The 26,576-nt window shown below is 43.0% G+C and carries 25 protein-coding genes and 1 pseudogene; 17 read left to right on the top strand and 9 right to left on the bottom strand.

Going from position 1 to position 26,576, the window contains the following annotated elements:
- The first annotated feature begins 162 nt into the window (after nucleotides 1–162).
- Entirely contained in the window at nucleotides 163–2,595 is a 2,433-nt protein-coding gene (locus tag ACFQZS_RS08710; protein WP_377099281.1) for a glycoside hydrolase family 95 protein, read from the top strand.
- A gap of 5 nt (nucleotides 2,596–2,600) precedes the next feature.
- Here ACFQZS_RS08710 and ACFQZS_RS08705 read toward each other — a convergent pair whose 3' ends face one another.
- Genes ACFQZS_RS08705 through ACFQZS_RS08695 form a run of 3 tightly spaced genes read right to left on the bottom strand, consistent with a single transcriptional unit; the run spans nucleotide 2,601 to nucleotide 5,220 of the window.
- A complete protein-coding gene (locus ACFQZS_RS08705; RefSeq protein ID WP_377099279.1) occupies nucleotides 2,601–3,302 on the bottom strand; it encodes a LytR/AlgR family response regulator transcription factor in 702 nt (233 codons plus the stop codon).
- Complete coding sequence (locus ACFQZS_RS08700; protein WP_377099277.1) at nucleotides 3,299–4,150, bottom strand: TlpA family protein disulfide reductase; 852 nt, start codon at nucleotides 4,148–4,150, stop codon at nucleotides 3,299–3,301. Before ACFQZS_RS08700 ends, ACFQZS_RS08705 begins: the two co-directional genes overlap by 4 nt.
- 23 nt (nucleotides 4,151–4,173) lie before the next feature.
- On the bottom strand, nucleotides 4,174–5,220 hold the full coding sequence (locus tag ACFQZS_RS08695) for a sensor histidine kinase (protein WP_377099276.1): 1,047 nt from the start codon (nucleotides 5,218–5,220) through the stop codon (nucleotides 4,174–4,176).
- 361 nt (nucleotides 5,221–5,581) lie between these two features.
- On the opposite strand from ACFQZS_RS08695, the gene hisG reads away from it, so the two are divergent.
- From hisG to ACFQZS_RS08640, 11 genes and pseudogenes are all read left to right on the top strand, one after another.
- Nucleotides 5,582–6,433 carry an ATP phosphoribosyltransferase gene (hisG, locus tag ACFQZS_RS08690; RefSeq protein WP_377099274.1) on the top strand — a complete coding sequence of 284 codons (852 nt, stop codon included), beginning with the start codon at nucleotides 5,582–5,584 and terminating at the stop codon, nucleotides 6,431–6,433.
- A 117-nt stretch (nucleotides 6,434–6,550) separates the two neighbouring features.
- A complete protein-coding gene (gene hisD / locus ACFQZS_RS08685; protein WP_377099273.1) occupies nucleotides 6,551–7,834 on the top strand; it encodes a histidinol dehydrogenase in 1,284 nt (427 codons plus the stop codon).
- Nucleotides 7,835–7,883: 49 nt separating this feature from the next.
- Nucleotides 7,884–8,930, top strand: coding sequence for a histidinol-phosphate transaminase (gene hisC / locus ACFQZS_RS08680; RefSeq protein ID WP_377099271.1), 1,047 nt, complete (start codon nucleotides 7,884–7,886; stop codon nucleotides 8,928–8,930).
- A complete protein-coding gene (gene hisB / locus ACFQZS_RS08675; protein WP_377099269.1) occupies nucleotides 8,927–10,075 on the top strand; it encodes a bifunctional histidinol-phosphatase/imidazoleglycerol-phosphate dehydratase HisB in 1,149 nt (382 codons plus the stop codon). Before hisC ends, hisB begins: the two co-directional genes overlap by 4 nt.
- Before the next feature lie 91 nt (nucleotides 10,076–10,166).
- Entirely contained in the window at nucleotides 10,167–10,838 is a 672-nt protein-coding gene (hisH, locus tag ACFQZS_RS08670; RefSeq protein ID WP_377099267.1) for an imidazole glycerol phosphate synthase subunit HisH, read from the top strand.
- Nucleotides 10,839–10,843: 5 nt separating this feature from the next.
- A complete protein-coding gene (locus ACFQZS_RS08665) occupies nucleotides 10,844–11,593 on the top strand; it encodes a 1-(5-phosphoribosyl)-5-[(5-phosphoribosylamino)methylideneamino]imidazole-4-carboxamide isomerase (RefSeq protein ID WP_377099265.1) in 750 nt (249 codons plus the stop codon).
- Between the two features lie 35 nt (nucleotides 11,594–11,628).
- Nucleotides 11,629–11,973 (top strand): annotated as a pseudogene (locus ACFQZS_RS08660) (endonuclease domain-containing protein); the annotation flags it as partial.
- 69 nt (nucleotides 11,974–12,042) lie between these two features.
- On the top strand, nucleotides 12,043–12,792 hold the full coding sequence (hisF, locus tag ACFQZS_RS08655) for an imidazole glycerol phosphate synthase subunit HisF (protein ID WP_377099623.1): 750 nt from the start codon (nucleotides 12,043–12,045) through the stop codon (nucleotides 12,790–12,792).
- A 108-nt stretch (nucleotides 12,793–12,900) separates the two neighbouring features.
- On the top strand, nucleotides 12,901–13,488 hold the full coding sequence (hisIE, locus tag ACFQZS_RS08650; RefSeq protein ID WP_377099263.1) for a bifunctional phosphoribosyl-AMP cyclohydrolase/phosphoribosyl-ATP diphosphatase HisIE: 588 nt from the start codon (nucleotides 12,901–12,903) through the stop codon (nucleotides 13,486–13,488).
- 68 nt (nucleotides 13,489–13,556) lie between these two features.
- Nucleotides 13,557–14,465 carry a WD40 repeat domain-containing protein gene (locus ACFQZS_RS08645; RefSeq protein WP_377099261.1) on the top strand — a complete coding sequence of 303 codons (909 nt, stop codon included), beginning with the start codon at nucleotides 13,557–13,559 and terminating at the stop codon, nucleotides 14,463–14,465.
- Between the two features lie 62 nt (nucleotides 14,466–14,527).
- Nucleotides 14,528–15,517 (top strand): hypothetical protein, encoded by a 990-nt coding sequence (locus ACFQZS_RS08640; protein WP_377099259.1) that lies wholly within the window; start codon nucleotides 14,528–14,530, stop codon nucleotides 15,515–15,517.
- Here the strand turns inward: ACFQZS_RS08640 and ACFQZS_RS08635 are convergent.
- Both ACFQZS_RS08635 and ACFQZS_RS08630 read right to left on the bottom strand, forming a co-directional pair.
- Nucleotides 15,514–16,275 (bottom strand): C40 family peptidase, encoded by a 762-nt coding sequence (locus tag ACFQZS_RS08635; protein WP_377099257.1) that lies wholly within the window; start codon nucleotides 16,273–16,275, stop codon nucleotides 15,514–15,516. The two genes, ACFQZS_RS08640 and ACFQZS_RS08635, sit on opposite strands and share 4 nt — an antisense overlap.
- Nucleotides 16,276–16,396: 121 nt before the next feature.
- Nucleotides 16,397–16,750, bottom strand: coding sequence for a 4Fe-4S dicluster domain-containing protein (locus ACFQZS_RS08630; RefSeq protein WP_377099255.1), 354 nt, complete (start codon nucleotides 16,748–16,750; stop codon nucleotides 16,397–16,399).
- A 97-nt stretch (nucleotides 16,751–16,847) separates the two neighbouring features.
- Between ACFQZS_RS08630 and ACFQZS_RS08625 the strand changes: the two genes are divergently transcribed.
- The 5 genes from ACFQZS_RS08625 (at nucleotide 16,848) to dnaJ (ending at nucleotide 20,920) form a co-directional block, all read left to right on the top strand.
- Nucleotides 16,848–17,891 carry an acyl-CoA reductase gene (locus tag ACFQZS_RS08625; RefSeq protein ID WP_377099253.1) on the top strand — a complete coding sequence of 348 codons (1,044 nt, stop codon included), beginning with the start codon at nucleotides 16,848–16,850 and terminating at the stop codon, nucleotides 17,889–17,891.
- A gap of 69 nt (nucleotides 17,892–17,960) precedes the next feature.
- Nucleotides 17,961–18,164 (top strand): fructose-6-phosphate aldolase, encoded by a 204-nt coding sequence (locus ACFQZS_RS08620; RefSeq protein ID WP_377099251.1) that lies wholly within the window; start codon nucleotides 17,961–17,963, stop codon nucleotides 18,162–18,164.
- Between the two features lie 6 nt (nucleotides 18,165–18,170).
- Complete coding sequence (locus ACFQZS_RS08615) at nucleotides 18,171–18,860, top strand: cell division ATP-binding protein FtsE (RefSeq protein WP_377099249.1); 690 nt, start codon at nucleotides 18,171–18,173, stop codon at nucleotides 18,858–18,860.
- A gap of 185 nt (nucleotides 18,861–19,045) precedes the next feature.
- Nucleotides 19,046–19,618, top strand: coding sequence for a nucleotide exchange factor GrpE (locus ACFQZS_RS08610; RefSeq protein ID WP_377099247.1), 573 nt, complete (start codon nucleotides 19,046–19,048; stop codon nucleotides 19,616–19,618).
- Between the two features lie 138 nt (nucleotides 19,619–19,756).
- Nucleotides 19,757–20,920: a molecular chaperone DnaJ gene (dnaJ, locus tag ACFQZS_RS08605; RefSeq protein WP_377099246.1), complete on the top strand. Its 1,164-nt coding sequence runs from the start codon at nucleotides 19,757–19,759 to the stop codon at nucleotides 20,918–20,920.
- A gap of 178 nt (nucleotides 20,921–21,098) precedes the next feature.
- On the opposite strand, the gene ACFQZS_RS08600 is transcribed toward dnaJ, so the two are convergent.
- From ACFQZS_RS08600 to ACFQZS_RS08585, 4 genes are all read right to left on the bottom strand, one after another.
- Nucleotides 21,099–21,599, bottom strand: coding sequence for a DinB family protein (locus ACFQZS_RS08600; RefSeq protein WP_377099244.1), 501 nt, complete (start codon nucleotides 21,597–21,599; stop codon nucleotides 21,099–21,101).
- A gap of 82 nt (nucleotides 21,600–21,681) precedes the next feature.
- Nucleotides 21,682–22,818: a glycerate kinase gene (locus tag ACFQZS_RS08595; RefSeq protein ID WP_377099242.1), complete on the bottom strand. Its 1,137-nt coding sequence runs from the start codon at nucleotides 22,816–22,818 to the stop codon at nucleotides 21,682–21,684.
- Nucleotides 22,819–22,820: 2 nt separating this feature from the next.
- On the bottom strand, nucleotides 22,821–24,152 hold the full coding sequence (locus ACFQZS_RS08590; protein ID WP_377099240.1) for a GntP family permease: 1,332 nt from the start codon (nucleotides 24,150–24,152) through the stop codon (nucleotides 22,821–22,823).
- Between the two features lie 4 nt (nucleotides 24,153–24,156).
- Nucleotides 24,157–26,304: a glycoside hydrolase family 20 zincin-like fold domain-containing protein gene (locus tag ACFQZS_RS08585; protein ID WP_377099238.1), complete on the bottom strand. Its 2,148-nt coding sequence runs from the start codon at nucleotides 26,302–26,304 to the stop codon at nucleotides 24,157–24,159.
- Between the last annotated feature and the right edge of the window lie 272 nt (nucleotides 26,305–26,576).

Raw genomic sequence — 26,576 nt, 5'->3', positions numbered from 1 at the left:
GCAAATCTTCCTGGGTTACGGCGTTCCTAACTAATAAATTAGACTATATACCTTAAGTATATGTTAATACTGTGGAATACGTGCTATTCAAATCTGCCTATTTTTAATGCGCCTTGAGAATGATCCGGAACAATGGATCATAAAACCATTTATAAAACTTAAATGAAAAAGCTTCTTACATCAGCTTATCTGCTGTTTTGCATGCTGCCTGTATTTGCGCAGAATAGTAAATCAAATACCATTAACAAAAACGAAATGTGCTGGTGGTATGATAAGCCGGCTACCAAATATTGGGAAGGCTTGCCTATAGCCACCGGCCGGTTCGCTGCAATGGTTGGCGGCAAAATAGCCAATGAGGATATTGTATTTAACGATGAGACCTTATGGACAGGCGGGCCGTACAATCCAAATAACCCTAACGGACCAGCGGTAACCGCCAATGTGAGAAAACTGGTATTGGAGAAAAAATACACAGAAGCCATTACCGAAGCCATGAAGCTAAGCAGCGCGCCTGTAAGCGTTCAACATTACCAGCCCATGGGCATTTTGAATATCGGTTTTGAGGGACATGAAGAGAAGGCAGTAACGAATTATAAACGCAAGCTGAGTATGGATAGCGCGCTGGTATCTGTTACCTATACCATTAACGGTGTTAATTACAAGCGCGAAATATTTGCCAGCTATCCCGATCAGGTTATTGTAATGCGCATAACCGCCAGCAAGCCCGGCAGCATCAATTTAAATGCATCATTAAGCAGCTTACAATCAACTGCGGAAACCACGCTATTGGGTGGCGATATTGTAATGAATGGCAGAACCGGAGAACTATCAACAGGCTCTTACAAAGCAGCAGTGATACCATCAACAATGAAATGGCAGGCCAGACTAAAGACTATAACCGATGGCGGCGTAATAACATATGCAAAAGAAAACGGCAAAACCGGCGACGTTATCAAAATAAAACAAGCTAATTCGGTAGAATTTATATTGGCGGGAGCCACCAACTGGAAAAACTGGAATGACGTATCAGGTGATGAAAAACTAAGTTGTAATACTTACATCAACAAAGCCACAGGTTTTAAATATGCTCAGCTTTTAAATCGCCATTTAACCGATTACATGCCATTATTTGCTTCGTGCAAAATTGATCTGGGCGGTAATGCCGCCGGTGCCATTAACACCACAGCGCGTATGGACAATTTGCGGGCGGGGAAGGAAGACCCTTTGTACACAGCCCAATATTTTCAATATGGCCGCTATCTTTTATTGGCAGATGCCCGCGAAGGAACTTTGGCATTCAACAACCATAACGTGTGGTTAAACAATTTAGAGGGCAGATGGCAGGGCAGATGGACATTGAACATTAACATACAGGAGTGTTACTGGCCGGTAGAAAACACCAACCTATCACGCCTGAACGAGTCATTGTTGTATTTTACCGAACAGTTGGCGCAGGCAGGTAAACGTACTGCAAAGGAATTATATAACGCAAAGGGCTGGGTTGCGCACCACGGTACCGACGTTTGGTTTAATACCGCCCCTACCGACCGCAATAAAGAAGCTTCTGTTTGGCCTATGGGCGGGGCCTGGTTAATGCAGTCGTTGTATGATCATTACGAATACCATCCCGATAAAAAATATCTGGCAAGAATATACCCTTTATTGAAAGGTTCGGCGGAGTTCTTTCTGGATTATTTAATAACCGACCCCGCAAGCGGTTACCTGGTAACCTCGCCCTCAACCAGTCCGGAGAATACGTTTTATACAGAAGATGGAAAAGTAGGCTCCATTACCATGGGATCAACAATGGATAACGAACTGCTGCGTAACCTGTTTACCCATTGCATAGCTGCGGCAGATATTTTAAAACTTGATGCCGCGTTTAAAAGCAAATTGCAGGCTGCTGTAAAAAAGCTTCCTCCTTTTAAAGTTGGGCAATTTGGGCAATTGCAGGAGTGGCTGTATGATTACAAGGAGGTTGATCCCGGACACAGGCATATCTCGCATTTGTTTGCTTCTTATCCTGATGATCAGATAACTTTGAGAAAAACGCCGGAACTGGCCAAAGCCGTAAATGTGGTTTTGCAGCGCCGTGGAAATATCAACATGGGATGGTCTGGCGCGTGGAAAATTAACCAACATGCGCGGTTTGAGGATGGAGAAGACGCCTATAAAGTTTTAGTGCCGATGTTGACTGACGTAAGCATTCACCCACGCGCTGAGGATAGCAGGGTCACCCCATCATTTGAAGGCAACCAGGGCATACAAGGCGTAACAGCCGGCATTGCAGAAATGCTGATGCAAAGTCACTCCGGCGAAATTTCTTTACTACCTGCGCTACCTAAAGCCTGGCCAACAGGTTCAATTGCCGGCTTAAGGGGAAAAGGTGATTATACCATAGATATTAAATGGAAGGATCAGCAATTGTCAACCGCTACTATCTCGTCCGGCATAGCGCAAACCTGCAGGTTAAGGTCTAAAACACCTGTAAAAATTGTAGCAGACGGGAAAATTATCACTGGCAAAAAAGAAAACGGGTTGTATATATTTAAAGTTGCAGCTAACAAAAAATATCAGATAGTAGCTCAATTATAAACCACCTACTGCGGCGGTTTAATTAGGTATTTGGTTACATCCGCCGCAAAGCTTTTTGATATGGGGATAACTGCATCACCAATAACAATAGTGCTGCTCTGCAACCGCTCAACATAAGCAACATTTACCGCGTATGACTTATGAACCCTGATGAAGCTGCACACCGGCGCTTTGTTTAAAAATTCCTGCATCGTCATTCGTACCAGCGTTTGGCGCTTAGCCTCTACCATGTTGATGTAATTGTCTTCGGTCTTTACATAAAGTAGGTCAGCTATAAATACGCGCACCCAATTGTAGCCATCTTTTACAAAAAGGCTTTCATTGTTTGATGCCGGTTGTTTGATATCATTTTTGCCGATATTTTTCTGCACCCGCTCGCAAGCCTGCAAAAAGCGGGGGTAGGTTATCGGTTTCAACAAGAAGTCGGCAATGTCAATATCATAGCCTTTTACGGCGTGCTGACTATGGGCGGTTGTAAAAACTATCTGTATAGCAGGATCCACCAACGCGGCAAACTCTAAACCACCCATATTGGGCATGTTAATATCCAGAAATATAAGATCGACAGATTCTTTCGCCAACTGATCCAGCGCCGCCCTGGCGCTGGTAAATATCGCCTCTAACGTTATAAACGGCACCCGCTGCGCATGCATCTCAATAATGCTGAGCGCTACGGGTTCGTCATCTATAGCTATGGCTTTTATCATTTGTTGGCGGCTAACAGGTTTCTGTCTATCAAAGTAAATAATTTATCCTTATCGCTTGGGCGGGGGGCATTTTTGTCGGTCACTTTTCCTGCTTTGTCGGTTATTACGTACCACGGTATAAGTGTATTATCGCTTTTATTGCCTGTTAACTGGTTGTAAAGTTTAATATATTCTTCATTATTTAAAAAAATATGATTCCCTTCCAGTTTATATTTTTTTATCTGCTCTCTCCACATGTACTTATGCCTTACCTCGTTGCCGCTGCAGATGTAAAGAAATTCTACGTCTTTTCCCGCATAGCGCTTTTTTAGCTTACCAGTAAAATGCTGAAACTCATAAACGCAGGGGCCGCAGGTTGTACCCCAAAAATCAACGTAGACGGCCTTTCCTTTGAAATTGGCATTATAAAAGTTTTGGAAATTTTGGTTTTTAGGGTCATAATCAAGTAAATGTACATTGGGATTAAACATCATCCTTGGCATAACGAAAACCTTTACACACAGAAAGAGCACTACTACCGCAACAAGTATTGGTGACGATTTTAATACCGTAGCATTTTGTTGTTTAATGTACCGGCGTAAAAAATAGATACAACTAAATAACAAACCCACAGCCATAACAGATTTCAGGATAAGTTGCACGCCCAGACTTTGGTTTTGTTCAAAAATATGGTCTAAAATATTAGCCTTCTCGTAATTGCTAAATGCCCCCTGGTTATATGCAAGATGTATCATCTCGTTGTGCACGTCCTTTGTCCAATCAACATAATGATGGCCAATATCTATAATTAGTACAGGTATTATTGCAAGGGATAAAGTTCCTATCCAAAGGTTTTTTGATGTGATCATGATAATAAAGTTTAAGTTTTTAATTATTTGTTTAATGGTTGAAGGGTTAATACCAGCAGCACATCATACCTGTCCATTCCCGCTTTTATTTCAAGCTGATGTTTGTAAGGATAAAGTAGTTCAAGCCTGCGCTTGGTGATACTTAGGCCACTATTAGTGCCTTTAACCAGGTTTTCTGAATGAATGCTGTTGTTTATCTTCATTGTAAGTACGTTGCCGGTCGATCTGATGTCGATATTTATATCAACGGAAGAATCATTACTGATGCCGTGCTTAAATGCATTTTCAATAAAGGGGATCAGCAGCATTGGGGCTATAATACATGCCTTATCCGGAATTGCCACGGTAACTCTAATACCATTGGATGTTCTTTCAGGCAGACGCACCCGCTGCAGGTACAGATATTGTTCTATAAAATTCACTTCATCTGCCAGTGGCACAAAGGTTTGCTGCATCCCCTCAACACTATACCGCATCATGCCCGACATTACCTCAATGCCTTTAGCAGTGCTTTCGGCTTTCTCCCGCAGCGCGGTACCGTACAGGTAATTGAGGGTATTAAACAAAAAGTGAGGGTCAAGCTGTTGCTTAAGCACATTCAATTCGTTTTCTGATTTTCCTAACCTGACATCCAACGCATATAATTTATGGTGAAAAAATTCACGCAAAAGGGCATAACCAACCACATACCCCATAAGCACCCCAAGCAGCTGTAAAATGCCCGTTAATTCTCTGTGTGTGAACAATGCATGGGCGCCAAGTACTAAACAACAGCATATGGCAGAAACAATTATAAAAACCGGCCACCGGTATTTTTTAAACACAAAGCGATATAAAAGATCAACCAGCAATGTAAACGCCATCATTTCAAAAATTTCGGGGTTATGAAAAGTATGACGTATTATCCTGTCAGAAACAGTATCGGGTGTACCATCGTCGTCCCGCAGAAAATCTCCCCAACGCGCCCGCTTGCTTATAAAATCAATGGTGTCGAAAAAATTAAAAAGGAATATAAGCGCGGCAAAATGCAGCAGCCAATCTTTTATAAATGATAATGCTTTTGTTTTCATGCCTCAAATAAACAGGCATTACATCACCATGAAAAATAATTGTGGCAAGCGGTAAATAAAATGGGGTGAATGGCTTCTCACTAACAAACTCAATAACGTTTAACCACCATTAATCATGGTCAAACCCTATAAATCTTAGCCAATGTTTTGTTTTTTTAAATAACTATCTATATTTGCAGCGCATATCCGTTAACTGATACGGCTATAATTTTACTACTCGTAATAATAAAAATGGGATCATTTAACTTACATCATCTGCAATTGCATCATCACCGCCCGGTGATGAATAGATAATGTATGTTTCTACGCGAAATAACAGCCCCGGTTTATATTTTTATTATAGTACTTAATTACCTTTTTTGTGAAAACACTTAAAATAGCGATCCAGAAATCTGGTCGGCTCAACGACAAATCTGTTGAATTATTAAAAAATTGCGGTCTTAGTTTTGAAAACTACAAAAGCTCGCTTATATCTCCTGTTTCTAATTTTCCGCTCGAAATTCTTTTTCTTCGCGACGATGATATCCCTGAATATGTACAGGACGGCATTGCCGATCTGGGTATAGTTGGCGAAAATGTGATAGAGGAAACAGAAGTTGCGGTAAGTTACCTGCAACGCTTAGGCTTTGGTAAATGCTCGCTTAAAATAGCAATAACCAACAACAGCGACATTACGGATATACAAGGCCTTAACGGCAAATCAATAGCTACTACTTACCCGGTAATTTTAGGCAAATTTTTAGCGAAGCAAAACATTGATGCCGATATACGCACCATTTCCGGTTCGGTTGAGATCTCGCCGGGCTTGGGTTTGAGCGATGCTATATGCGACCTGGTATCAACCGGCGGCACGTTAAAAAGCAACGGCTTAAAACCATTTGCTGATGTAATGTCATCAGAGGCGGTTCTAATCGGCTCAAAAGGCAGCGAAAATGACGACCTGATACAGGAATTAATTCAGCGTATACAATCTGTGCTGCGGGCAAAAGAAACCAAATATGTTGTACTTAATGTTGAAAAAGCCAACTTACCGGGTATATTGAAACTGCTGCCGGGTGTAAAAAGCCCATCTGTATTACCACTGGCCGAAGAAGGCTGGGTAGCTGTACACACAGTTATCCCGGAGCGCGATTTTTGGGGTCGCATAAGCCAGCTTAAGCAAGCCGGCGCGCAGGGTATTGTGGTAATGCCTATTGAGAAGATAATACTTTAGCCCCCTATCCCCCTAAAGGGGGAACGATGGTGGGTAAAAGAGGTTAAAATATAAATTCCCTTCCTCCCCCTTTAGGGGGTCGGGGGGCTACTTCCCCTTTAGGGGGTTTGGGGACTTATGAAGATTTACAATTATTCTGATTTAAACACATCCGACATAGTCGAGCTGGTGCAACGTAATGTTGACCCTGCCAACGAGATCCGTGCTATTGTTGAAGAAGTTTTAGATAACGTAAGGCAACATGGCGACAGCGCGCTGTTGGATTATGCCCATAAGTTTGACAAAGTAGAACTTAATAAACTTTACCTGGATAAAGAGGAACTGGCAGAAATAGCTTCGGCGATATCCGACGAGCAAAAAGCTGCTTTGCAGATCGCGTATAATAACATCTACAAATTCCATCAAACGCAGGTAAAAACCGAGGATAAGGTAGAAACCATGCCCGGCGTTACGTGCTGGCGCGAACTACGAGCCATTGAAAAAGTGGGTTTATATATTCCGGGTGGATCAGCTGTTTTACCAAGTACATTTTTGATGTTAGGTATTCCGGCACAAATAGCTGGCTGTAGAGAAATTGTGGTTTGCTCACCCCCGCAAAAAAACGGCAAGGTGAATGCTTTTATAGCTTATGTGGCTCAATTACTGGGGGTAGATAAGATCTATCTGGCAGGGGGCGCGCAGGCCATTGGCGCAATGGCTTACGGCACCGAAAGCATTGTTAAGGTAGATAAGATATTTGGCCCGGGCAACCAGTTTGTAACCAAGGCTAAAACCATCATTCAATCAACCACTACAACCGCTATAGATATGCCTGCCGGCCCGTCAGAAGTGCTGGTAATTGCCGATGAAACGGCCAAACCTGAGTTTATCGCTGCCGACCTGTTAGCACAGGCTGAGCATGGAATTGATAGCCAGGCCATATTAGTTACAACATCAGCACAAATAGCAGAAGCAACTTTGGCTGAGGTTGAAAGACAGACTGCCGTATTACCAAGGGCTGAGATAGTTAAACAAGCGTTGGATAACTCCTACGTAGTTATAACCGAAACCCTGGATCAGGCTATGAATTTCAGCAACCAATACGCACCTGAGCATTTGATACTGGCAACTGATAACTGGCAGCAGCTAACCGCAAAGATCGTCAACGCCGGATCCGTTTTTCTGGGCAATTTAACGCCCGAAAGCGCAGGCGATTACGCTTCAGGAACTAACCATACTTTGCCAACAAGCAGCTATGCGCGGGCGTATTCGGGTGTATCGGTTGATTCGTTTGTGAAGAAGATCACTTTTCAGCATATCACGCCGGAAGGTATAAACAATATCGGCCCGTCGGTAGAAATACTGGCTGAGCTGGAAAGTTTGCACGCGCATAAAAATGCGGTGAGTGTTAGAATGAAATAAATAACTGTCATTGCGAGGCACGAAGCAATGACAAAGAAAGGCAATTACAATGTTCAACATAAATAACATATTAAGAGAAAACATAAAAAACCTCACCCCCTACTCCTCCGCTCGCGATGAGTTTCAGGGCGAGGCCAGCGTGTATTTGGATGCTAATGAAAATGCTTACGGCTCACCTTTGGATGAGCAGTATAACCGCTACCCTGATCCGCTGCAATACAATGTAAAAAAGCGCCTGAGCGAGATTAAGGGTGTACCTATCCGCAATATATTCTTAGGTAATGGCAGCGATGAGGCAATTGATATCCTTTTCCGCGCGTTTTGCAATCCGGGTATAGACAATGTTATAATTGTGCCGCCTACTTATGGCATGTACCAGGTATCAGCCAATATAAACGATGTTGCCCTTAAACGGGTTCCGCTTACAACAGAGTATCAGTTGGATTTAGAGGGTATTGCCGAAGCAATTGATAAAAACACCAAACTGATCTTTATCTGCTCGCCCAATAACCCAACCGGCAATTCAATTAACCGTGAGGATGTAGAAACCCTGCTGGCCAACTTCAGTGGATTAGTTGTAGTTGACGAGGCTTACATCAACTTCAGCAGGCAAAAAACCTTTATACAGGAGCTTACAGAATATGCTAATTTGGTAGTGTTGCAAACGCTGTCAAAAGCATGGGGCCTGGCTGGTTTACGTGTAGGAATGGCCTTCGCCAGCGAGGAAATTATTGAGGTGATGAACAAAGTTAAACCACCTTATAACATCAACGAAGCATCGCAAAAATTGGCATTAAAGGCGTTGGAAAATGTAGATCAGGTTAACGAATGGATAAAGGAAACGCTGAAAGAACGTGATAATTTGGTACTTGAGCTTAAAAACTTTGATTTTGTGCTGGATATTTACCCTTCAGATGCTAACTTTATCCTCGTAAAAACAACTGATCCCAAAGCCATTTACAATTTCCTTGTACAACGCGGAATAATTGTGCGCGACCGGTCGAAAGTTGAACTTTGCGAAGGCTCGCTGCGCATAACAGTAGGCACCCCCGAAGAAAATAACATATTGATAAAAAGCTTACAGGACTACAAATGAGCAACCTGCAGAAGATACTTTTTGTTGACCGAGACGGCACCCTGATACTGGAAACCGCTGACGAGCAGATAGACTCGTTTGATAAACTGGAGTTTTACCCGGGTGCCTTACAATACCTGCCAAAAATTGCTGCCGAACTGGATTACGAACTGGTAATGGTTACAAATCAGGACGGTTTAGGTACAGCTTCTTATCCTGAATATACTTTTTTACCTATACATAATTTTATTCTTAAAACTTTTGAGAATGAAGGCGTTAAGTTTTCAGATCAGGTAATTGACCGCACTTTTGCTAAGGACAATGCCCCTACCCGCAAGCCGGGCACTGCATTACTTACTAAGTATTTTGATACTGAGAAGTACGATCTTAAGAACTCCTTTACCATAGGCGATCGCCGCAATGATGTATTACTGGCAAGAAATCTGGGCGCTAAGGCAATCTGGCTCAACAATCATTCTAACTTAGGCGGTGGTGAGTTTACTGCAGAGCAAAACGCTGAGGTAAAAGAAGTTGTAGCTTTAGAAACTACCGACTGGAAAGCCATTTATGAATTTTTAAAGCTGGGCGAACGCGTATTTGACAACAAACGCACCACCAAAGAGACAGATATATCGGTAAAAATAAACCTGGATGGTACGGGCGATGCTAAAATAGCAACGGGTCTGCATTTTTTTGACCACATGCTGGATCAGATAGCGCGCCATGGCAGCATGGATCTGGAAATAACGGCAAAAGGCGATCTGCATATTGACGAACACCACACTATAGAGGATACAGGAATAGCTTTAGGCGAGGTTTTTGCGGCTGCTTTAGGCGATAAAAAAGGTATTGAGCGTTATGGCTTTTGCGTGCCAATGGACGACTGCCTGGCACAGGCGGCTATTGATTTTGGCGGACGCGCCTGGTTAGTATGGGATGCAGATTTTAAACGCGAAAAGGTTGGCGATATGCCAACAGAGATGTTTTATCACTTTTTTAAATCATTCAGCGATGCTGCAAAATGCAACCTGAATATTAAAGCAGAGGGACAAAATGAGCATCACAAAATTGAAGCAATATTTAAAGCCTTTGCCAAAGCCATAAAAATGGCGGTTAAAAGGGATGTGGATAAGATGGTTTTACCGAGTACTAAGGGCATGTTGTAGCCCCCCGCCTTTACGCGCACGGGCCGGTGCTCCCCCCTAAAGGGGGAGTATAGAATGATAGGTAATCAAACATAGAACTGCCATAAGAAAAATGTTAACTAACGAGAATAAAAACCAACCAAACCCTACTCCCCCTTTAGGGGGGAGCGACGGACAGCGCGGTGGCGGGGGGCTTCTTGGCATTATCCGCTACGGTGCCGGCAACATATTCTCGCTCACTGCAGCTTTAGACAGGCTGGGTGTAGCTTATGGCATGGTATATACCGAGGCTGACCTTGCCAACTATGATCGTTTTATTATTCCCGGTGTAGGACACGCAGGGGCTGCAATGCAAAAATTAGAGCAAACGGGTTTAGTGCCTAAAATAAAGGCGCTTAACAAGCCTACGTTGGGTATTTGTGTAGGTATGCAACTGCTTTCTTCACACTCTGAGGAAGGCGATGCCGGGATGCTGAATCTGTTCCCCATGAAAACCGTTAAATTTACCAGCGATGCGGAACATAAGGTGCCGCATACCGGTTGGAACAGGGTATTCTCTGAAAAAGAAAATCCACTTTTTAAAAATATTCCCTACGGTTCACACTTTTACTTTGTACATTCATACTTTATTGAGTATGATAGCGTATTTACTTTAGCCGCAACAGATTACAGCACAAAGTTTTCGGCATCAATTTGGCGGGATAACTTTTATGGTGTGCAATTTCACCCCGAGAAATCAGGCGTGTACGGCGAGACATTATTATCAAACTTTTCAAAAATATAAGAGACATGTATATCATCCCCGCTATTGATATTTTAAATAAAAAAGTTGTCCGCCTGCGCGAGGGCGACTATAACCAGGTTACTGAATATGACGTAACCCTGGAAGAAATGATAGAACGATATCAGTCGAACGGCACCAACCTGATCCATGTAGTTGATCTGAACGGCGCAAAAAATGATTTCTCTAACCAGCAGTATCTTTTTGATGTTATTAAAAAAACGGATATGCAGGTGCAATACGGCGGCGGTATCCGCAGTATTGATAAGGTAAAAGAACTGATTGACGCGGGCATACACCGTGTTATAGTAGGTACGCAAGCCATCACTAATCCCATGTTTTTAGATGAGTTGAGCAAAGCCATCTGCGGCCGGGATAAATGCTCGCACCAGGTTGTTATAGCTATTGATGTGTTGGACGAAGTAATAAAATATTCAGGCTGGATGGAAAGTTCGCCCATCAAACTGATGGATTACGTTGATAAGTGTTTGGCATTAGGCTTTTTCAGGTTCTTATGTACCGATATTGGCAAAGATGGCAAACTGGGTGGCGCAGGAGTTGAACTCTATGCAAAACTGCTTGACCATTCGCCCTTCATTAAACTGATCGCATCGGGCGGTGTAAGTTCCATGCAGGATGTTGAAGATCTGAGCCGTTTAAAAGTGGAATCATGCGTGGTGGGCAAAGCTATTTATGAAGACCGCATCAGTATTGATGATGTAAAGAACTGGAATTTGGAGTCATTAATGTCCATCTAAAGCCCCCTAACCCCCTGAAGGGGGAACCATTGCTGATGAGAAAGCGTATGTTTTTGGGTGCTGATCGTTTTATATTTCAAAACGCGCAGGCTTTAAGAAATACTCAAACAGACGCTGAAGCAATGTTATGGGCGCATCTGAAAAGCAAACAATTGGGTGTCAAATTCAGGAGGCAACATCCGTTAGGAATTTACGTAGCGGATTTCTATTGTCACAGTCATAAGTTAGTTATCGAACTTGATGGAAGTATCCATAACCTACCGCATGTTGCGAGTAATGATATTATCAGACAAAATCATCTGCAATCTGACGGTCTCAAAGTTTTACGTTACACAAATCACCAAGTATTTCATCAACTCGAAAAAATATTGAGCAATATTAAGGACGAATTAAACTTCTCTGCTGCAAGGCCGGAGAACAGCAGCTCCCCCTTTAGGGGGCGGGGGGGGCTGTCAAAGCGCATTATCCCCTGCCTTGATGTTAAAGACGGTCGCACTGTAAAAGGTGTAAACTTTGTTGACTTGCGTGATGCCGGCGATCCGGTTGAACTGGCCTGGAACTACTCCAACCAGGGTGCAGACGAACTGGTGTTTCTAGATATCACCGCAACGCACGAGCGCCGCAAAACAATGGTCGAGCTGGTAAAATCAGTGGCGCGACAGATAAATATTCCCTTTACCATAGGTGGCGGCATAAACGAAATTGCCGACGCTGACGCGCTTTTAAACGCTGGCGCGGATAAAATATCCATTAACTCTGCCGCGGTGCGTAATCCGGCTTTAATTGACGAACTGGCTAAAGCATTTGGTGTGCAGTTTGTTATCGTAGCTGTTGATACCCGCAGTATGGATGGCAAAAACATTGTACATTTGAACGGCGGGCGCATACCCACCGAAAAAGAAACGCTTAACTGGATATTGGAAGCCGAAAGTCGTGGCGCGGGTGAGATATTACTTACCTCCATGGATCATGATGGCACAAAGGCTGGCTTTGATAATCGTTTGTTAAAACAGGTTAACGATGCGGTAAATATTCCGGTAATTGCATCAGGTGGTGCGGGATCAGTTCAGCATTTTGCGGATGTTTTTGAAAAAACCAATGTAGACGCAGCTTTAGCGGCATCGGTATTTCATTACGGGGAAATATTGATACCTGATTTGAAGGATGTGTTAAGAGGTAAGGGGATTGAAGTAAGATAATTAATTTACAAAAGTCATGCTGAACTTGTTTCAGCACCTCACGCGCCAAACGGGCGCTTAGTTGATGGGATGCCGAAACAAGTTCGGCATGACGTAGAAAATACTTAAATGACGATAGATTTCAATAAAACCGATGGCCTGGTGCCGGTAGTAATTCAGGACGATAAAACGCTTGAGGTACTGATGCTGGGCTACATGAACCAGGAAGCTTACGATAAAACCGTTCAAGAAAACATTGTAACGTTTTTCTCGCGGTCAAAAAACCGACTTTGGACAAAAGGCGAAACTAGCGATAACTTTCTACATGTAAAAAGCATCCATATAGACTGCGATAACGATACATTATTAATAAAAGCGTTACCGGATGGCCCTACCTGCCACACTGGTAGCCGCAGCTGCTTTAATACTGACTATAATCAGAACTTTATTATGCAGTTGGAGCAGATAATAGCCGACAGATATGAAAATCCGCAGGAAGGTTCGTACATCAATAAATTACGCGGCAAAGGACTTAACAAAATAGCCCAGAAAGTTGGCGAGGAAGGTGTTGAGACAGTTATAGCTGCATTAGCCGAAACGGAAACTGACCTGATAAACGAAGCATCAGACCTGGTATTTCACCTGTTAGTTTTGCTGCGCGAAAAGGGAGTTACGCTTGAAACCATTGCAAAAAATTTAGAGGGAAGACATAAATAGCCCATAGTCGATAGACCATAGTTAAAAAGTAAAAACTATGGTCTATCGTCCATGGACCATGGACTAACATGATCACCGTAGAAAAAACAGCCGAACTTACCGGACACAGTAATCCTTTGTTTGCTTTGGCGCTTTCGCAAAAGCCGGGGATCCTTTTTTCTGGTGGCAACGATAAAGGTGTGGTGGAGTGGAGCTTAAAAACCAATTCCTTTATAAAAGTAATGTTCCCGGTGGCGGCATCGGTTTATGCTATTCATTGCCCTGAGAATTTCCCGTATCTGATAGCGGGCCTGCGCAGCGGGCAGGTTTTGGTGTTTGATTTTATGGAGCAGAAAGTTATCAAATCTCTGAACCATCACCTAAAACCGGTGTTCGACATTAAATCTGTAAACAACAAAAAAGAGTTATTGGTAGCATCAGAAGATGGAACAGTTTCTATATGGAACCTGGAAAACCTTGAACTGATCCACAACATCAAAGTATCAAATGATACGGTACGTTGTATCGCCATATCTCCTGATGAAAAACAGGTTGCTTTTGGCTGTCGCGATAGCAACATATCTATTTACGACCTTGAAGACTACACGCAGATAAAAAGCCTGAAAAGCCACACCATGGCGGTATTTGCCATTCAATATTCTCCGCTTGGCGATTATTTAGTATCAGGCAGCCGCGATGCGCAGGTGAAGGTATGGGACACCGCAACGCTTGAATTAAAGGAAAACATAGCCGCACATTTATTTGCAGTGAATCATATCGCCTTCCACCCTACCCAGCCCTACTTTGCTACTGCAAGCATGGATAAAACCATCAAGATCTGGGGCTCAGACGATTTTAAATTGTATAAGGTCATCAGTCGCGAAAAGGGATATGCATCACATCAATTATCCATCAATAAGATAGCATGGAATGGTAATGAACTTATTTCCTTAAGTGATGATAAGCGCATTATTATTTGGCAAATAGATTTCAATTAAATCAACTAAAGATTTGGGAGATTAATAAGCGTTATTTAACTTAGGTGCATAAACCTAACAATATGCGCTCAATTGCCTATAAATTAACCTGCCTGATAGTACTTCTAGCAATTTTAATTGGCTATGGCTGCCAAACACCACCCAAGGAAGGAGTTTTTAAAGACAAGGCTATACCTGCCGATAAAGCTACACAGCTTCGTCAGTTGAATACTGATCTGTTTAAAGCTATTAAAACAGACCGGGATGACGCGGAACTGCTTTGCTCCAAAGAACTGCTAAAGCAGAAGAATTTAAAAATACAATTTGAATATGTTAACAAGCTGCGTACCGAAAATGAATACTTTTTATTGAAAGACTATTATATAGTTAACAAAGGCGGCAATGATGACGATGACATTCTGAAAGGGATAGAAAACCAAGAAGTTGATTATCAGCCACTGGCTAAAGAAATGTATTTTGCCTTTTTTGTACCCAAGCAAAAGCAAAATAAAATAATGCTAACGTTGGTTTATGCCAGGTATGACGTAGGCTGGAAAGCAAATAATATTGCAATTGGCTATTATACCCAATTGGGTAAAACGGGTACGCAATTGTTTGAAGCTGCAAAGAAAAATTATGCGCAGGGATATCTGGTTAACGCTATTAACAATATAATGCTCGCAGCCAACTGTAAATCGGGAAGCGCTTACCTGAAGGCAGCCAATGGTGATGAAATAGCGGAATTTTCAAAAAAGGTGATAGATGAGGCCAATTCAAAGATCAAGTATCCGTTAATGCTTAGCGGCGTAAAAACGCATCCGGAAGTCTTCTCTATCTCGAGCGATGCTAAAGAAGATGAATTTGTTCAATACGTGTATTACCTTACCAAATTAAAAATAACAGATACCGCAGCGCTTAAACAAGAGAACGAACAGATTAAGCTACAATTACCCGCAGCTTTTCCCGGCATAAATAAAGGTAAAAAGACGATGCTTTATTCGGCCATGAATCGAAAACCCATTGTAGGCCAAAGTGTTGATCATATGGATTTTGAGGAGAAGATTGACAATTAAAAATAGCGCCGTATAGAGGTTAGCTTGTGCGTATAACGCTTTAGCTCGTCCGAATAAATTCCGGTGTCGTCAATACTGTCAATTTTAACTTTACCTGATGCATGAATGATCTGCTCATTACCAAGCAGTACACCAACATGAACTATTTTGCCGGCGGTGTTATGAAAAAAAGCCAGATCGCCCAATTTTGCTTCGGCAAGTGAGCCAACTGTATGCCCTTGTTGCGCCTGCAAACTCGCGTCGCGTTTTAAAGAGATACCCTTCATGCGGTAAATTACTTGGGTAAAACCCGAACAATCAATGCCAAAATGGGTACGGCCACCCCATAGGTAGGGTGTGTTTAAATAGCTTTTAGCTAATACGTCTATATTCTCGTTCTCGCCTATCTGCCCTATTATTTCAAACTTTTCTTTGTCCATATAACAGGTAGTGCCATTTAAAAAAGCGAGTGAACTGCCTGCAGGTAAATAAAGTACGCTGTTATCTTTGATTTTCCACGCTTGTGTTATAGGGCGGAAAGTTAATCTGGGCGGATTACTAATAAGTTGCTGATAAGTCATGTGGCCAAGCATTATAAACTGCAGGCGCGCTATCCAGCCTTCATACCCATCATGGGCCGATATTATACGTACCCAGTTTTCCTGCCATTCCAGTATCTCAAAAGCTTCGCCAAACAATAACTGCGATACCTGCTCACTGCGCTCATCGGCAGCGGCGCGCATGGGTATAACTGCTAAATTGCAAATTCCGTATTCCATAGCATAAATATCAGGGAGCGTAACGCTTGCATATTTGTACGTTAACTTTTATTAAATGTTTCAACACAAAAAAAGGGAACACATAATGCATTCCCTTCCCCAAATATAAATATCGTAAATTTTATTCGTTCTGATGCAACCAATCCTTTTTAGCCAATAGCTCTTCGCGTGTTTCGCGTACGTTCTCGTCGTCTACACAGCAATCAACCGGGCAAACCGCAGCACATTGAGGCTCGTCATGAAAACCTACACACTCAGTACATTTATCAGGAACTATATAGTAAATATCGTCAGACAATGCCGCCTGTGTTTCTTCAGCACTTAAAGTTACCCCGTCGCCAAAATCAATTACTCCTCTTAAACCTGTACCGTCCGAGAAACGCCATGCAGCACCCGCATCATATATCGCGTTGTTTGGGCATTCCGGTTCGCAGGCCCCACAGTTTATACATTCATCGGTGATTATAATCGCCATATTTTAAAAAAATCTTAAATTCTAATTTACCTTTGTACTTAAATAAGTTGCAAATATAACAAAAAAAGAATTCTACAGTTTCGATACTAACATATATATGTCAAAAATCCATCCAAATGAGCTGATTAATATTTTTTCTGAATTGGGTACCCGGCTGCAACAACCTAACGAGCAGCTTCAAATACTTATTCAACAGGAACAATTTCACAATCCATGGTTTACTCCGGCTAATGTAGAACGGGCCATTTTGTCTATCGGCCAAATGCTAAACGCCGATGCGATAAAAAAATGGCTGGATAAGTATGAAACGGACAAGATAACAGAAGAAAAGAAAGTGGGTTTGATATTAGCGGGTAACATTCCGTTGGTTGGTTTTCATGATGTGCTTTGTGTACTGGCCGCAGGTCACCACGCACTAATTAAGGCGTCAGCACAAGATGGAAGATTAGTAAGGCATGTGTTAAATATGCTTGCCACCATTGATGCCCGCTTTTCTGCTCAATATAGCTTTGTTGATAAGTTGAAAGATTTTGATGCTGTTATAGCCACGGGCAGCGATAACTCCTCCCGGTATTTTGAGTATTACTTTGGCAAAGTGCCGCACATTATCCGTAAAAACCGCAACAGCATTGCCGTTATTACCGGTGATGAAACTACCGGGGAACTAAACCTGCTGGGGCATGACATTTTTGATTATTTTGGTTTGGGGTGTCGTAATGTGTCCAAGTTACTCATTCCGCGAGGTTATGACATTGGCACATTTTTCAGACCGATAGAAACTTATCAGCCGGTTATTAATCATCATAAATATAACAACAATTACGATTACAATAAATCCATTTACCTGGTAAACAGCGAAATGCATTTTGATAATGGGTTTTTGTTATTAAGAGAGAACGAAAGCCTTGCTTCGCCCCTGGCGGTATTGCATTATGAGTATTATGATACTTTGGCAGAAGCTGAAGCCACAATGAACGCGGCGAGCGAAAAAATACAGTGCGTGGTGTGCATATCGCCGCTTAAATTGAATAATCAGGTAGTTAATCCCGGCCAAAGCCAGCTGCCGCAATTGTGGGATTATGCCGATGGTGTAGATACGATGGACTTCTTGACTTCGTTAAGCGAAAAACAGAAAGTCTAAAGCAAAAAGCTTTTTTACAAGAAATTACAATAAAGCTTTTAGCTTTGTGCTTTAAGCTTTGAGCACAAAATGTATATTATAAAAGTAAAAGGCGTTGCCAAAATACCTGATTATGTGCAGCTGCGCGACGATGAGTTTACGCTATTGGCTTATTTTAGGGTTGACAGGCCCGAAAAATCATTGGATAAAGTAGGGTTAGCCGACAAGGCAGATTACATAATGAATGTAGTAAGAGAGCTGCCTTTTGGACAGATCTTAAAATTAGATTTCTAAAATATCATGATAGGAAAATCAATTATCAAACTGAATAACGTTGATATTTATCAGCAGAAAAATAAAGTACTCGCTAAAGTAAATTTGCATATAGACAAAGGCGACTTTGTATGGTTGATAGGCCAAACCGGGTCAGGCAAAAGCAGCTTACTTAAAGTAATATACGGCGATCTGCCCGTTAATGATGGCGATGGTCACGCATGCGGTTATAGTTTATATAAAATTGCCGAAAAAGACATCCCTTTTCTGCGCCGTAAACTGGGTATAGTTTTTCAGGATTTTCAATTACTTACTGACCGTTCTGTTGAGCATAACCTTGAGTTTGTTATGCGCGCCACCGGCTGGACCGACCCCAAGTTAATTACCGAACGCACGCTGGATGTACTTGAAAAAGTAGGTCTGCGCTCAAAGTTGAAGAAAATGCCGCACGAGCTATCAGGCGGCGAGCAGCAGCGTGTTGTTATAGCGCGTGCTTTGCTTAATGATCCTGAAATTATTCTGGCCGATGAGCCAACCGGTAACCTTGACCCGGAAACATCCGAAGAAATTGTTTTACTGTTAAAACAGATCAGCCAATCGGGCACCGCCGTGGTTGTTGCCACGCACGATTATCACATTATCCGCGCATTCCCATCACGCATTATTAAATGCGAAGGCGGTAAGGTTTTGGAGGATGTGCAATTGGCGCAGGTTTAGAAGATTAGTGATTTGAGATTAGTTGATTAGTGAATATTATATTCATAGCGATGGGTTGACCCGTTGCTATTTTTTATTTAAGCCCGGCTTAAAACTGACAACTGCCAACTTAAAACTGCCAACTCCCTCCTGTCACCTTGTCGGCTTTTAACTAATGGCAAGGTACTTGTTTGGCATTATCAGCTATGAATTTTAACGATATGTTGAAGAAAAAGAAGACAGATAACCCGGAATCGCCTGAGGTTAACCAGGAGGGTATTGACAATAATGCAGTTGAGCCTGAACAACAGGCAGACGAAAATGCCACATCTGCCGAAGATGTTCTGAAAGAAGAACTGGCGCTGGCCAATGATAAATACCTGCGCTTATTTGCGGAGTTTGACAACTTTAGGCGCCGTACGGTAAAGGAACGGGAAGAAGCCCGCAAAACCGAAGGAAAAGACGTTATAACAGCGCTTTTACCTGTATTGGATGATTTTGAACGCGCTTTAAAAGCTACTGAAAACGCTAGTGATGTAGCCCCTGTTAGAGAAGGCGTGATATTGATACAGAATAAATTAAAAAATGCGCTTACGCAGAAAGGATTGATCCCGATGGAATCAATAGGTACCGCGTTTGATGCGGATATACACGAAGCCATTACCAACATCCCTGCCCCTACTGATGACCTGAAAGGCAAGGTAATTGACGAAATGGAAAAAGGTTATTATCTTAATGACAAAGTTATCCGCTTTGCCAAGGTAATTGTAGGAGCTTGATTTAATTAGCGAATGATTGAATGAGTGAATTAGTGAATGTTATTTCACGTCACTCATTTTTACATATAGAAAAGTTTACCGGTGGTGATTGAATAAAATCACTCATTCACTCCATCACTAATTCACTCATTAAAAAAAATGTCTAAACGAGATTATTACGATGTACTTGGCGTTTCAAAGGGAGCCGACGCGGATGAGATAAAGAAAGCCTATCGTAAAATGGCTATTAAATATCACCCTGATAAAAACGAGGGGGATAAAGATGCCGAAGAGAAATTTAAAGAAGCTGCCGAGGCTTACGAGGTTTTAAGCAACCCCGAAAAGCGCCAGCGCTATAACCAGTTTGGGCACGCAGCTAACGCGCAATCTGCCAGTGGCGGCGGCTATGGCGGCGGCGGCATGAATATGGAAGACATATTCAGTCAGTTTGGCGATATTTTTGGTGGTGGCGGCAGTCCGTTTGATGGCTTTTTTGGTGGCGGCGGGCAGCAACGCGGCGGCCGCAGGGTAGCCCGTGGCAGTAATCTGCGTATAAAGGTTCGTTTAAGTTTAGAAGAAATAGCCAACGGCACCGAAAAGAAAATTAAAGTAAACAAGCAGGTACATTGTACTACCTGCGATGGTACAGGCGCTAAGGATAAATCGTCTTTCCAAACCTGTAACACCTGTGGTGGCCAGGGCGCAGTGCGCAGGGTAACCAACACCATACTGGGCCAGATGCAAACTACCAGCACCTGCCCTACCTGTAATGGCGAAGGCAGTGTTATCACTTCAAAATGTAATGCCTGCCATGGCGACGGCGTTGTTCGCGGCGAGGAAACTATTACGTTGAATGTGCCTGCAGGTGTAAGCGAAGGTATGCAGTTAAGCATGAGTGGCAAAGGTAACGCCGCTCCCCGTGGTGGTATGCCCGGCGACCTAATCATACTGATCGAAGAAATTCCGCATGAAACTTTAAAGCGCGATGGCAGTAATGTTATTTATGATCTGCATATCACTTTTATTGATGCCGCTTTAGGCACCAGCATTGAAGTGCCTACCATTGATGGCAAAGCCAAAATAAAGATAGACCCCGGAACGCAAGGCGGCAGGATATTGCGCCTGAAAGGTAAAGGCGTACCGGAAGTAAACTCTTACCACCGCGGCGACCAACTGATCCATATTAACATATGGACGCCTAAAGCGCTTAGTAACGAAGAACGCGCGCTATTAGAAAAACTACAGAACTCACCTAACTTTAAACCTAACCCGGGTAAGAACGAGAAAAGTTTCTTTGAACGGATGAAGGAATATTTTGAGTAGAGTTTGAGTCCGGAAGAAATAGAAAACCCAGCGTGTTAAAACACGCTGGGTTTTCTATTTATAGAGATTGTCATTCTGAGCGATAGCGAAGAATCTTATACGCTTTGTAAGCCCGACGCTTGGTGTAGCATTATCTTACAAGATTCTTCGCTATCGCTCAGAATGACAAGTGTAGCTTTTACTCAGCAATCACTTCCTCAGTTAAAAACACCAGTTGTCCGCGATGGTAGTTAATATGGCTGGCGCGGCTTAACAAAACATTTAGCTTGTTGCGGTGTGGCTCGTTAGCAAAATCTGCCTCGGATACGCTCATGTGGCGATCTAACCACCAGGCGTTGTCTTTAGTGGCAAATTCGGCAGTTAATTTGGTATTGATAGCTTCCCATTTTGCTTTTAGCTCGTTAATATCAACCTGGTAGTTAATATCCGTTTCGCTTTCGCGGATAAAACGGGCCAACTCAGGGAATTTTATTTCGCCCAAACCTAATATGGTGAACAATCCATCGGACACAGCCACCAGGTGCGCAAAAAGATATAAACCGCTGCTACGTTTGGGTGCAACTTTACCGGCGTATACGTGGTCGGGGAATTTATTAAAAAGTTGGGTTAACTGTTGGTTATTGCTCTCCCAAAACTGAATGATCTGTTTTATGGGCAGTGATATTTCTTGATTTTCCATACTACAATATTAGGTAGTGGCGTGTTAACTGCAAGGGTTAGCTGTTTATTTGATACAAGTGTGACGAAAGGGTTTGCTTTTCCTATTTACGCGGTATAGCTAACATCGTTCCTATTTCCGTACCCATGCGCACCAGGTTGGCATGGGTATTTTTTATTGCATTGGGCATATCAGCCGGGCCATTGCCTATCGCCAATAAAACGTCAAAATATTTACGCAGATCAGGGTCCCCGTTAAGCGGCACCATACCCGCTATACCAATAACAGGCAAGCCATATTGTTTAGCCATTGCAGCTACGCCAAATGGCCCCTTGCCTTGTAAGGTCTGCGTGTCTATACTACCTTCGCCCGTTATTACCACATCGGCGTTTTGCAAGGCTTTATCAAAGCCGGTTAGCTGCAGAAAATACTCAATACCGTTTACCAAACGTGCGTTCAGGTAAGCATGTACACCTGCTGTAGCACCACCGGCAGCACCGCCGTATTTAATTTCGGCAATATTTTTACCGGTATGTTCAAGCGTAACAGCGCTGAAATTGGCAAGAAAACCATCTAATAATTTTACCTGCTCCGCTGTTGCCCCTTTTTGAGGACCGAATACTGCAGCAGCGCCATTGTCACCTAAAAGCTTATTATCCACATCGCAAACAACTACTATTTCGCAATTGGCTATGCGGCTGTCCAATCCGCTGGTATCAATAGCCGCCATTTGCTGTAAACCTTCGGGGTTGGCGGTTAGCGTATTCCCCTCTGCATCCAGAAAATTTATGCCCAGCGCATTTAATATCCCACAGCCGCCATCAACCGTTGCCGAGCCGCCCATCGCCAGGATAATTTTATTAACGCCCCTATCCAAGGCAATTTTCATCAGCTGCCCGGTACCATAGCTTGATGTATGCATCGGCACCAGTTCGTCAGCCTTTAACAAGCGCAAACCCGATGCGTTAGCCATTTCAATTACCGCTGTTTTTCCGTCGTCAATCAACCCGAAAGCGGAAGTAATTGGCCGGCCAAGCGGGTCGCTCACTACCGCATCAACCCAAACGCCATTACATTTATTGACTATGAGTTCTGCTGTTCCGTCGCCTCCGTCAGCAATAGGAAAGCATTCTGTCGTGCATGACAGTTTGCTGCTTTGCAGCCCTTGTTGTATAGCTTCGGTAGCGGCTGTAGCAGTGGCACTGTTTTTAAAGGCATTGGGGGCGATAAGTATATGCATAACTAAGCCAGTACCGTTGATAAAATATAAACCATTACAAGCGACGTAATTCCCATCAGCACGGTAGCAACCGAGTAAACCCGCAACATTGATTTAAGTTCGAGTCCCGAAAATTTGGCTATTACCCAAAAATAAGCATCGTTAGCGTGCGATATCATCATGGAGCCTCCGCCCATGGCCAATACTGTTAACAGATGCCCGTTTGGCGTATCCAAACCCAATGCGGGTAACAATGGAAGTATAATTGACGATGCAGTAATAATGGCCACTGTTGATGAGCCTTGCGCCGTTTTTAGAATAAAAGCTACCAGGAATGGAAACAGGATACCCAAACTGCCCAAAGCGAAAGCACCGTTTAAATGATCGCCTATTTTTGTGGCAGCCAGTACAGCGCCAAATGCACCACCTGCCCCTATTATTACCAATATACCGCCTGCTTTTTCTGCGCCGTCAGTTAACAATTTCCCGAGGGATGATCTGTCCCAGCCACGTTTGCAATTAAGCGCCAGTAAAATACCAACCGCAAGTGCTAAAACCGGGTCGCCTAATGAGAGGATCGATGTTAACCACTTATTGTTTATGGCGGTATCTAAAACTAAAAATGATTTTAACGAGATCAGTAAAATAGGCACAACCACCGGGAGAAATGCTTTTAAGGACGAGGGTAAATGTTTGTTTTCTGTTGGGACGTCTATATCATCATCAACTACATCATCCATTTTTTTGCCCATGTAATTGGCCCAAAGATAACCCGCTGCCGATGCGGGTATGGCTACAATAATGCCCATCATTATCAGCCTGCCAAAATCTACCCCGATAATTCCCGCTGCTGCCGATGCCCCGGGGTGCGGCGGGATAAGACAATGCACAGAATATAAACCTGTAGCTAATGACACCGCCATAACCGCCATGTGCGTATGCGTACGCCTGGCTAAAGAGCGGTTCAATCCGCTTAAAACAATGTAGCCCGAATCGCAGAATATCGGCAGCCCAACAATAAACCCGGTCAGCGTCATGGCAAGGGCAGAGCGCTTCTCGCCCACTTTACGCATAATAAATGCTGCCATAACCTGCGTGCTGCCCGTGTGCTCTAACAAAACGCCAAGCGTTGTACCCAACACAATTATAATGGCCAACGATTTCATTACATTGCCAAAACCATCTTTAACGGCAGTTATAATGCCATCTACAGGCAAGCCTACGCCCAGCCCAACAACAAATGCCGCTAATAATAGCGCGAAAAAAGCATGCACTCTATACCTCGAGGTAAGCACCACTATAAGGGCAATGCCTATCAGCAAGCAAATAATTATCTGTACAAATGAAGCCTGCATATTATTATTTACCTGCCACGGCTTTTCTGGCCACATCAACATCCGCTGCAACCTGTGGGGTTAGCTTAGCCCAGTGGAATTTATCGTTATAGTTTTGCTTCCACGTTCTGCCGCCATCTTCCATCAGGTGGGTTAAAGGCATATCGTTATAAATGGGGCGTGTAATGGCCGCTACATTTTTCCAGTAGTTTAAGGCGTTTTCTAAATGGACAATGGCTTTCTGCTTATTGTTTTCGCCGCCTTTGGCGCGGTAAGTTTGCAGGGCTACGCCGCCACGCATACGCTCTGCCATGTTGAGGCCCATGTTGGCCCAGGTTTTAATATCGGCTACCTCAAACATTAACGCAGTATTATTAGCTGTAGTAATAGCTTTTACCAACTCAAGCGCACGTTTGCAGTCGCGCTCTAACGAATCTGCTATCATCAGCGGCGTAACTATTTTGGCATCAATTTTTTTATTGCTGTTGATAGCTGCCACATAATCAGCTATATTAATTGAGGCAGTTGAATCTAAAACAGCGCGTTTTATCTGGTTGTCAACATCGATATAACGCATGTCTTTGTTCCGTCCGAACTGCCCCATCATACCTTCGCCGTAAAGCGTAAGGTCATATGTCGAATCAAAGAATTTACCGGTAGCCAGTAAGGTTTTTCCTGCTAATGAGGATGCTTCTAACAGGTTTTTACCCGCCGCTCCGTATCTACGTACAAACTCATCGCTAAAAACCTTATCAGGCGTGTTAGGATCATACAATAATCTGCCCCACATTTTGTAATACAGCCATTGCCTTTGGAAAGCATATTTCCAGTTAACTTTTATGGATGGATTGGTAAAATAATCTTTGCCCGGTATATAACTTTCTGACCCTATAAAATACCCGCCGGTATAAGGCTGGCTGTTGGCCTTAACATGCTCGCGTATAAACTGCGGCACGCCCCAGCGCAGGCAAAAAACATCTTCGTTCCGGGCTGTCCAGGTAATTTTAAACTTGGCGGGCAACTTAAAATAGGTATCGAATAGTTTGCCTCCGTGTACTTTTATCAGTTTTGTGGTGGAGAACGGATGTGACCAGTTATACTTCAGATCGGCCCAGATTGGCCCATTTATAAATGGCATATCATTCTGTTCCTCAATGGTTTTACGCGTCATAACTTCGGTTTGTATTGAAGTAACACCTAAAGATCCGGTAGTGCTTGAGAAGGGTATGCGGTGTATCAATTTTACCGGGCGACCGGCATCCCGCATGCCGGCAATATAGGTTTCTGTCATCCAGTCTTCGCGCTGTTCGGGGGTCATGCCGCCCATGCCTTCGCCTAAGGTAAAACCAATGCCATCCAGATCAGGGTATTCCTTTAAAACCTGCGTTATGCACTCGCGGGTATATTTTTTTACAATGGCTGATGTATCACCATCCACAAAAAAATCATGATCCAGGTTGGGCTTTTTAACCGGATAATTCTTGGCAAACTCCGGACTGAAAAATATATTGAACGGCACCAGGTATGTATCAATCCCCCTATCATGCGCCATTTTAAATATGCCTTTAAACAACGTCTGCCATTCTTTCAATTCCTTATCATTAAAAGGTGTTGCCAGCGGATAATTCTTTGGCCGTATCATGTAAGTAAACGGATGCAGATTCCATAAACTTAAAGCATTCAGCCGGTTATCAGCCATCATATCCAAAAAAGCTTCCCAGTACTTTATATCGCGGCAGGTTTCGTAATGCTGATCAAGCGACAAGTGGTGGCGGTAAGTATCCCAGGGCATATCAAACTTTACGGCCCGCAGCTGCATTTGGGGTGTACCCTTACTTGCTTTTATTGCCTGTAATTTAACACCATTAGCCAGATCTTCTGCTACAGACAGCGCCCCATAAACAACGCCTGTACCATCGCCGCCTTCAACTTTTATAGTCTTACTCTGAGTGGTAACGCTGTAACCCTCTTTGCCCAACCCGCTGTTTAAGCCGATTGAAATAATGTATCCACCGGCGCCATTAGCATATTTTTTAGAGGTGAGCACTTTTTGTAAACGCCCGGCAGCATAGTTAGCCTGCGGCGATGATTTGTCGAAAGTTAACTTTACATTTTGAGCAAAACTATAGCCAATACTTGCAGTTAAAACTAACGCGCAGATAAACTTCTTCATAGATGGTTCCTGGTAATTTTTAAATCGGTTAGCGCAAATTAGGTATAATTTTTAAAAAAGCAGGGGCTAATTCTTTAATGGGCGCGCGCTGCGATGAGGTTAATCCTCCATAGTATTTCCTATTAATTAACAATTACACTATTGCTAAATAGCAGTTATTAAATTTTGATGTGAATGTTAATTACTGACGTATAAGTAAGTAATTACTTAACTATTTGCCAAAGCTTTGCTAAAATACACTTTACAAGCCTGGGATAGCTTTGCGCCATTAA

It is taken from the genome of Mucilaginibacter calamicampi, assembly GCF_042676765.1.
GTDB lineage: Bacteria > Bacteroidota > Bacteroidia > Sphingobacteriales > Sphingobacteriaceae > Mucilaginibacter > Mucilaginibacter calamicampi.
The sequence above is the reverse complement of the archived record's forward strand: the minus strand, read 5'-3'. Positions and strand labels throughout refer to the sequence as shown.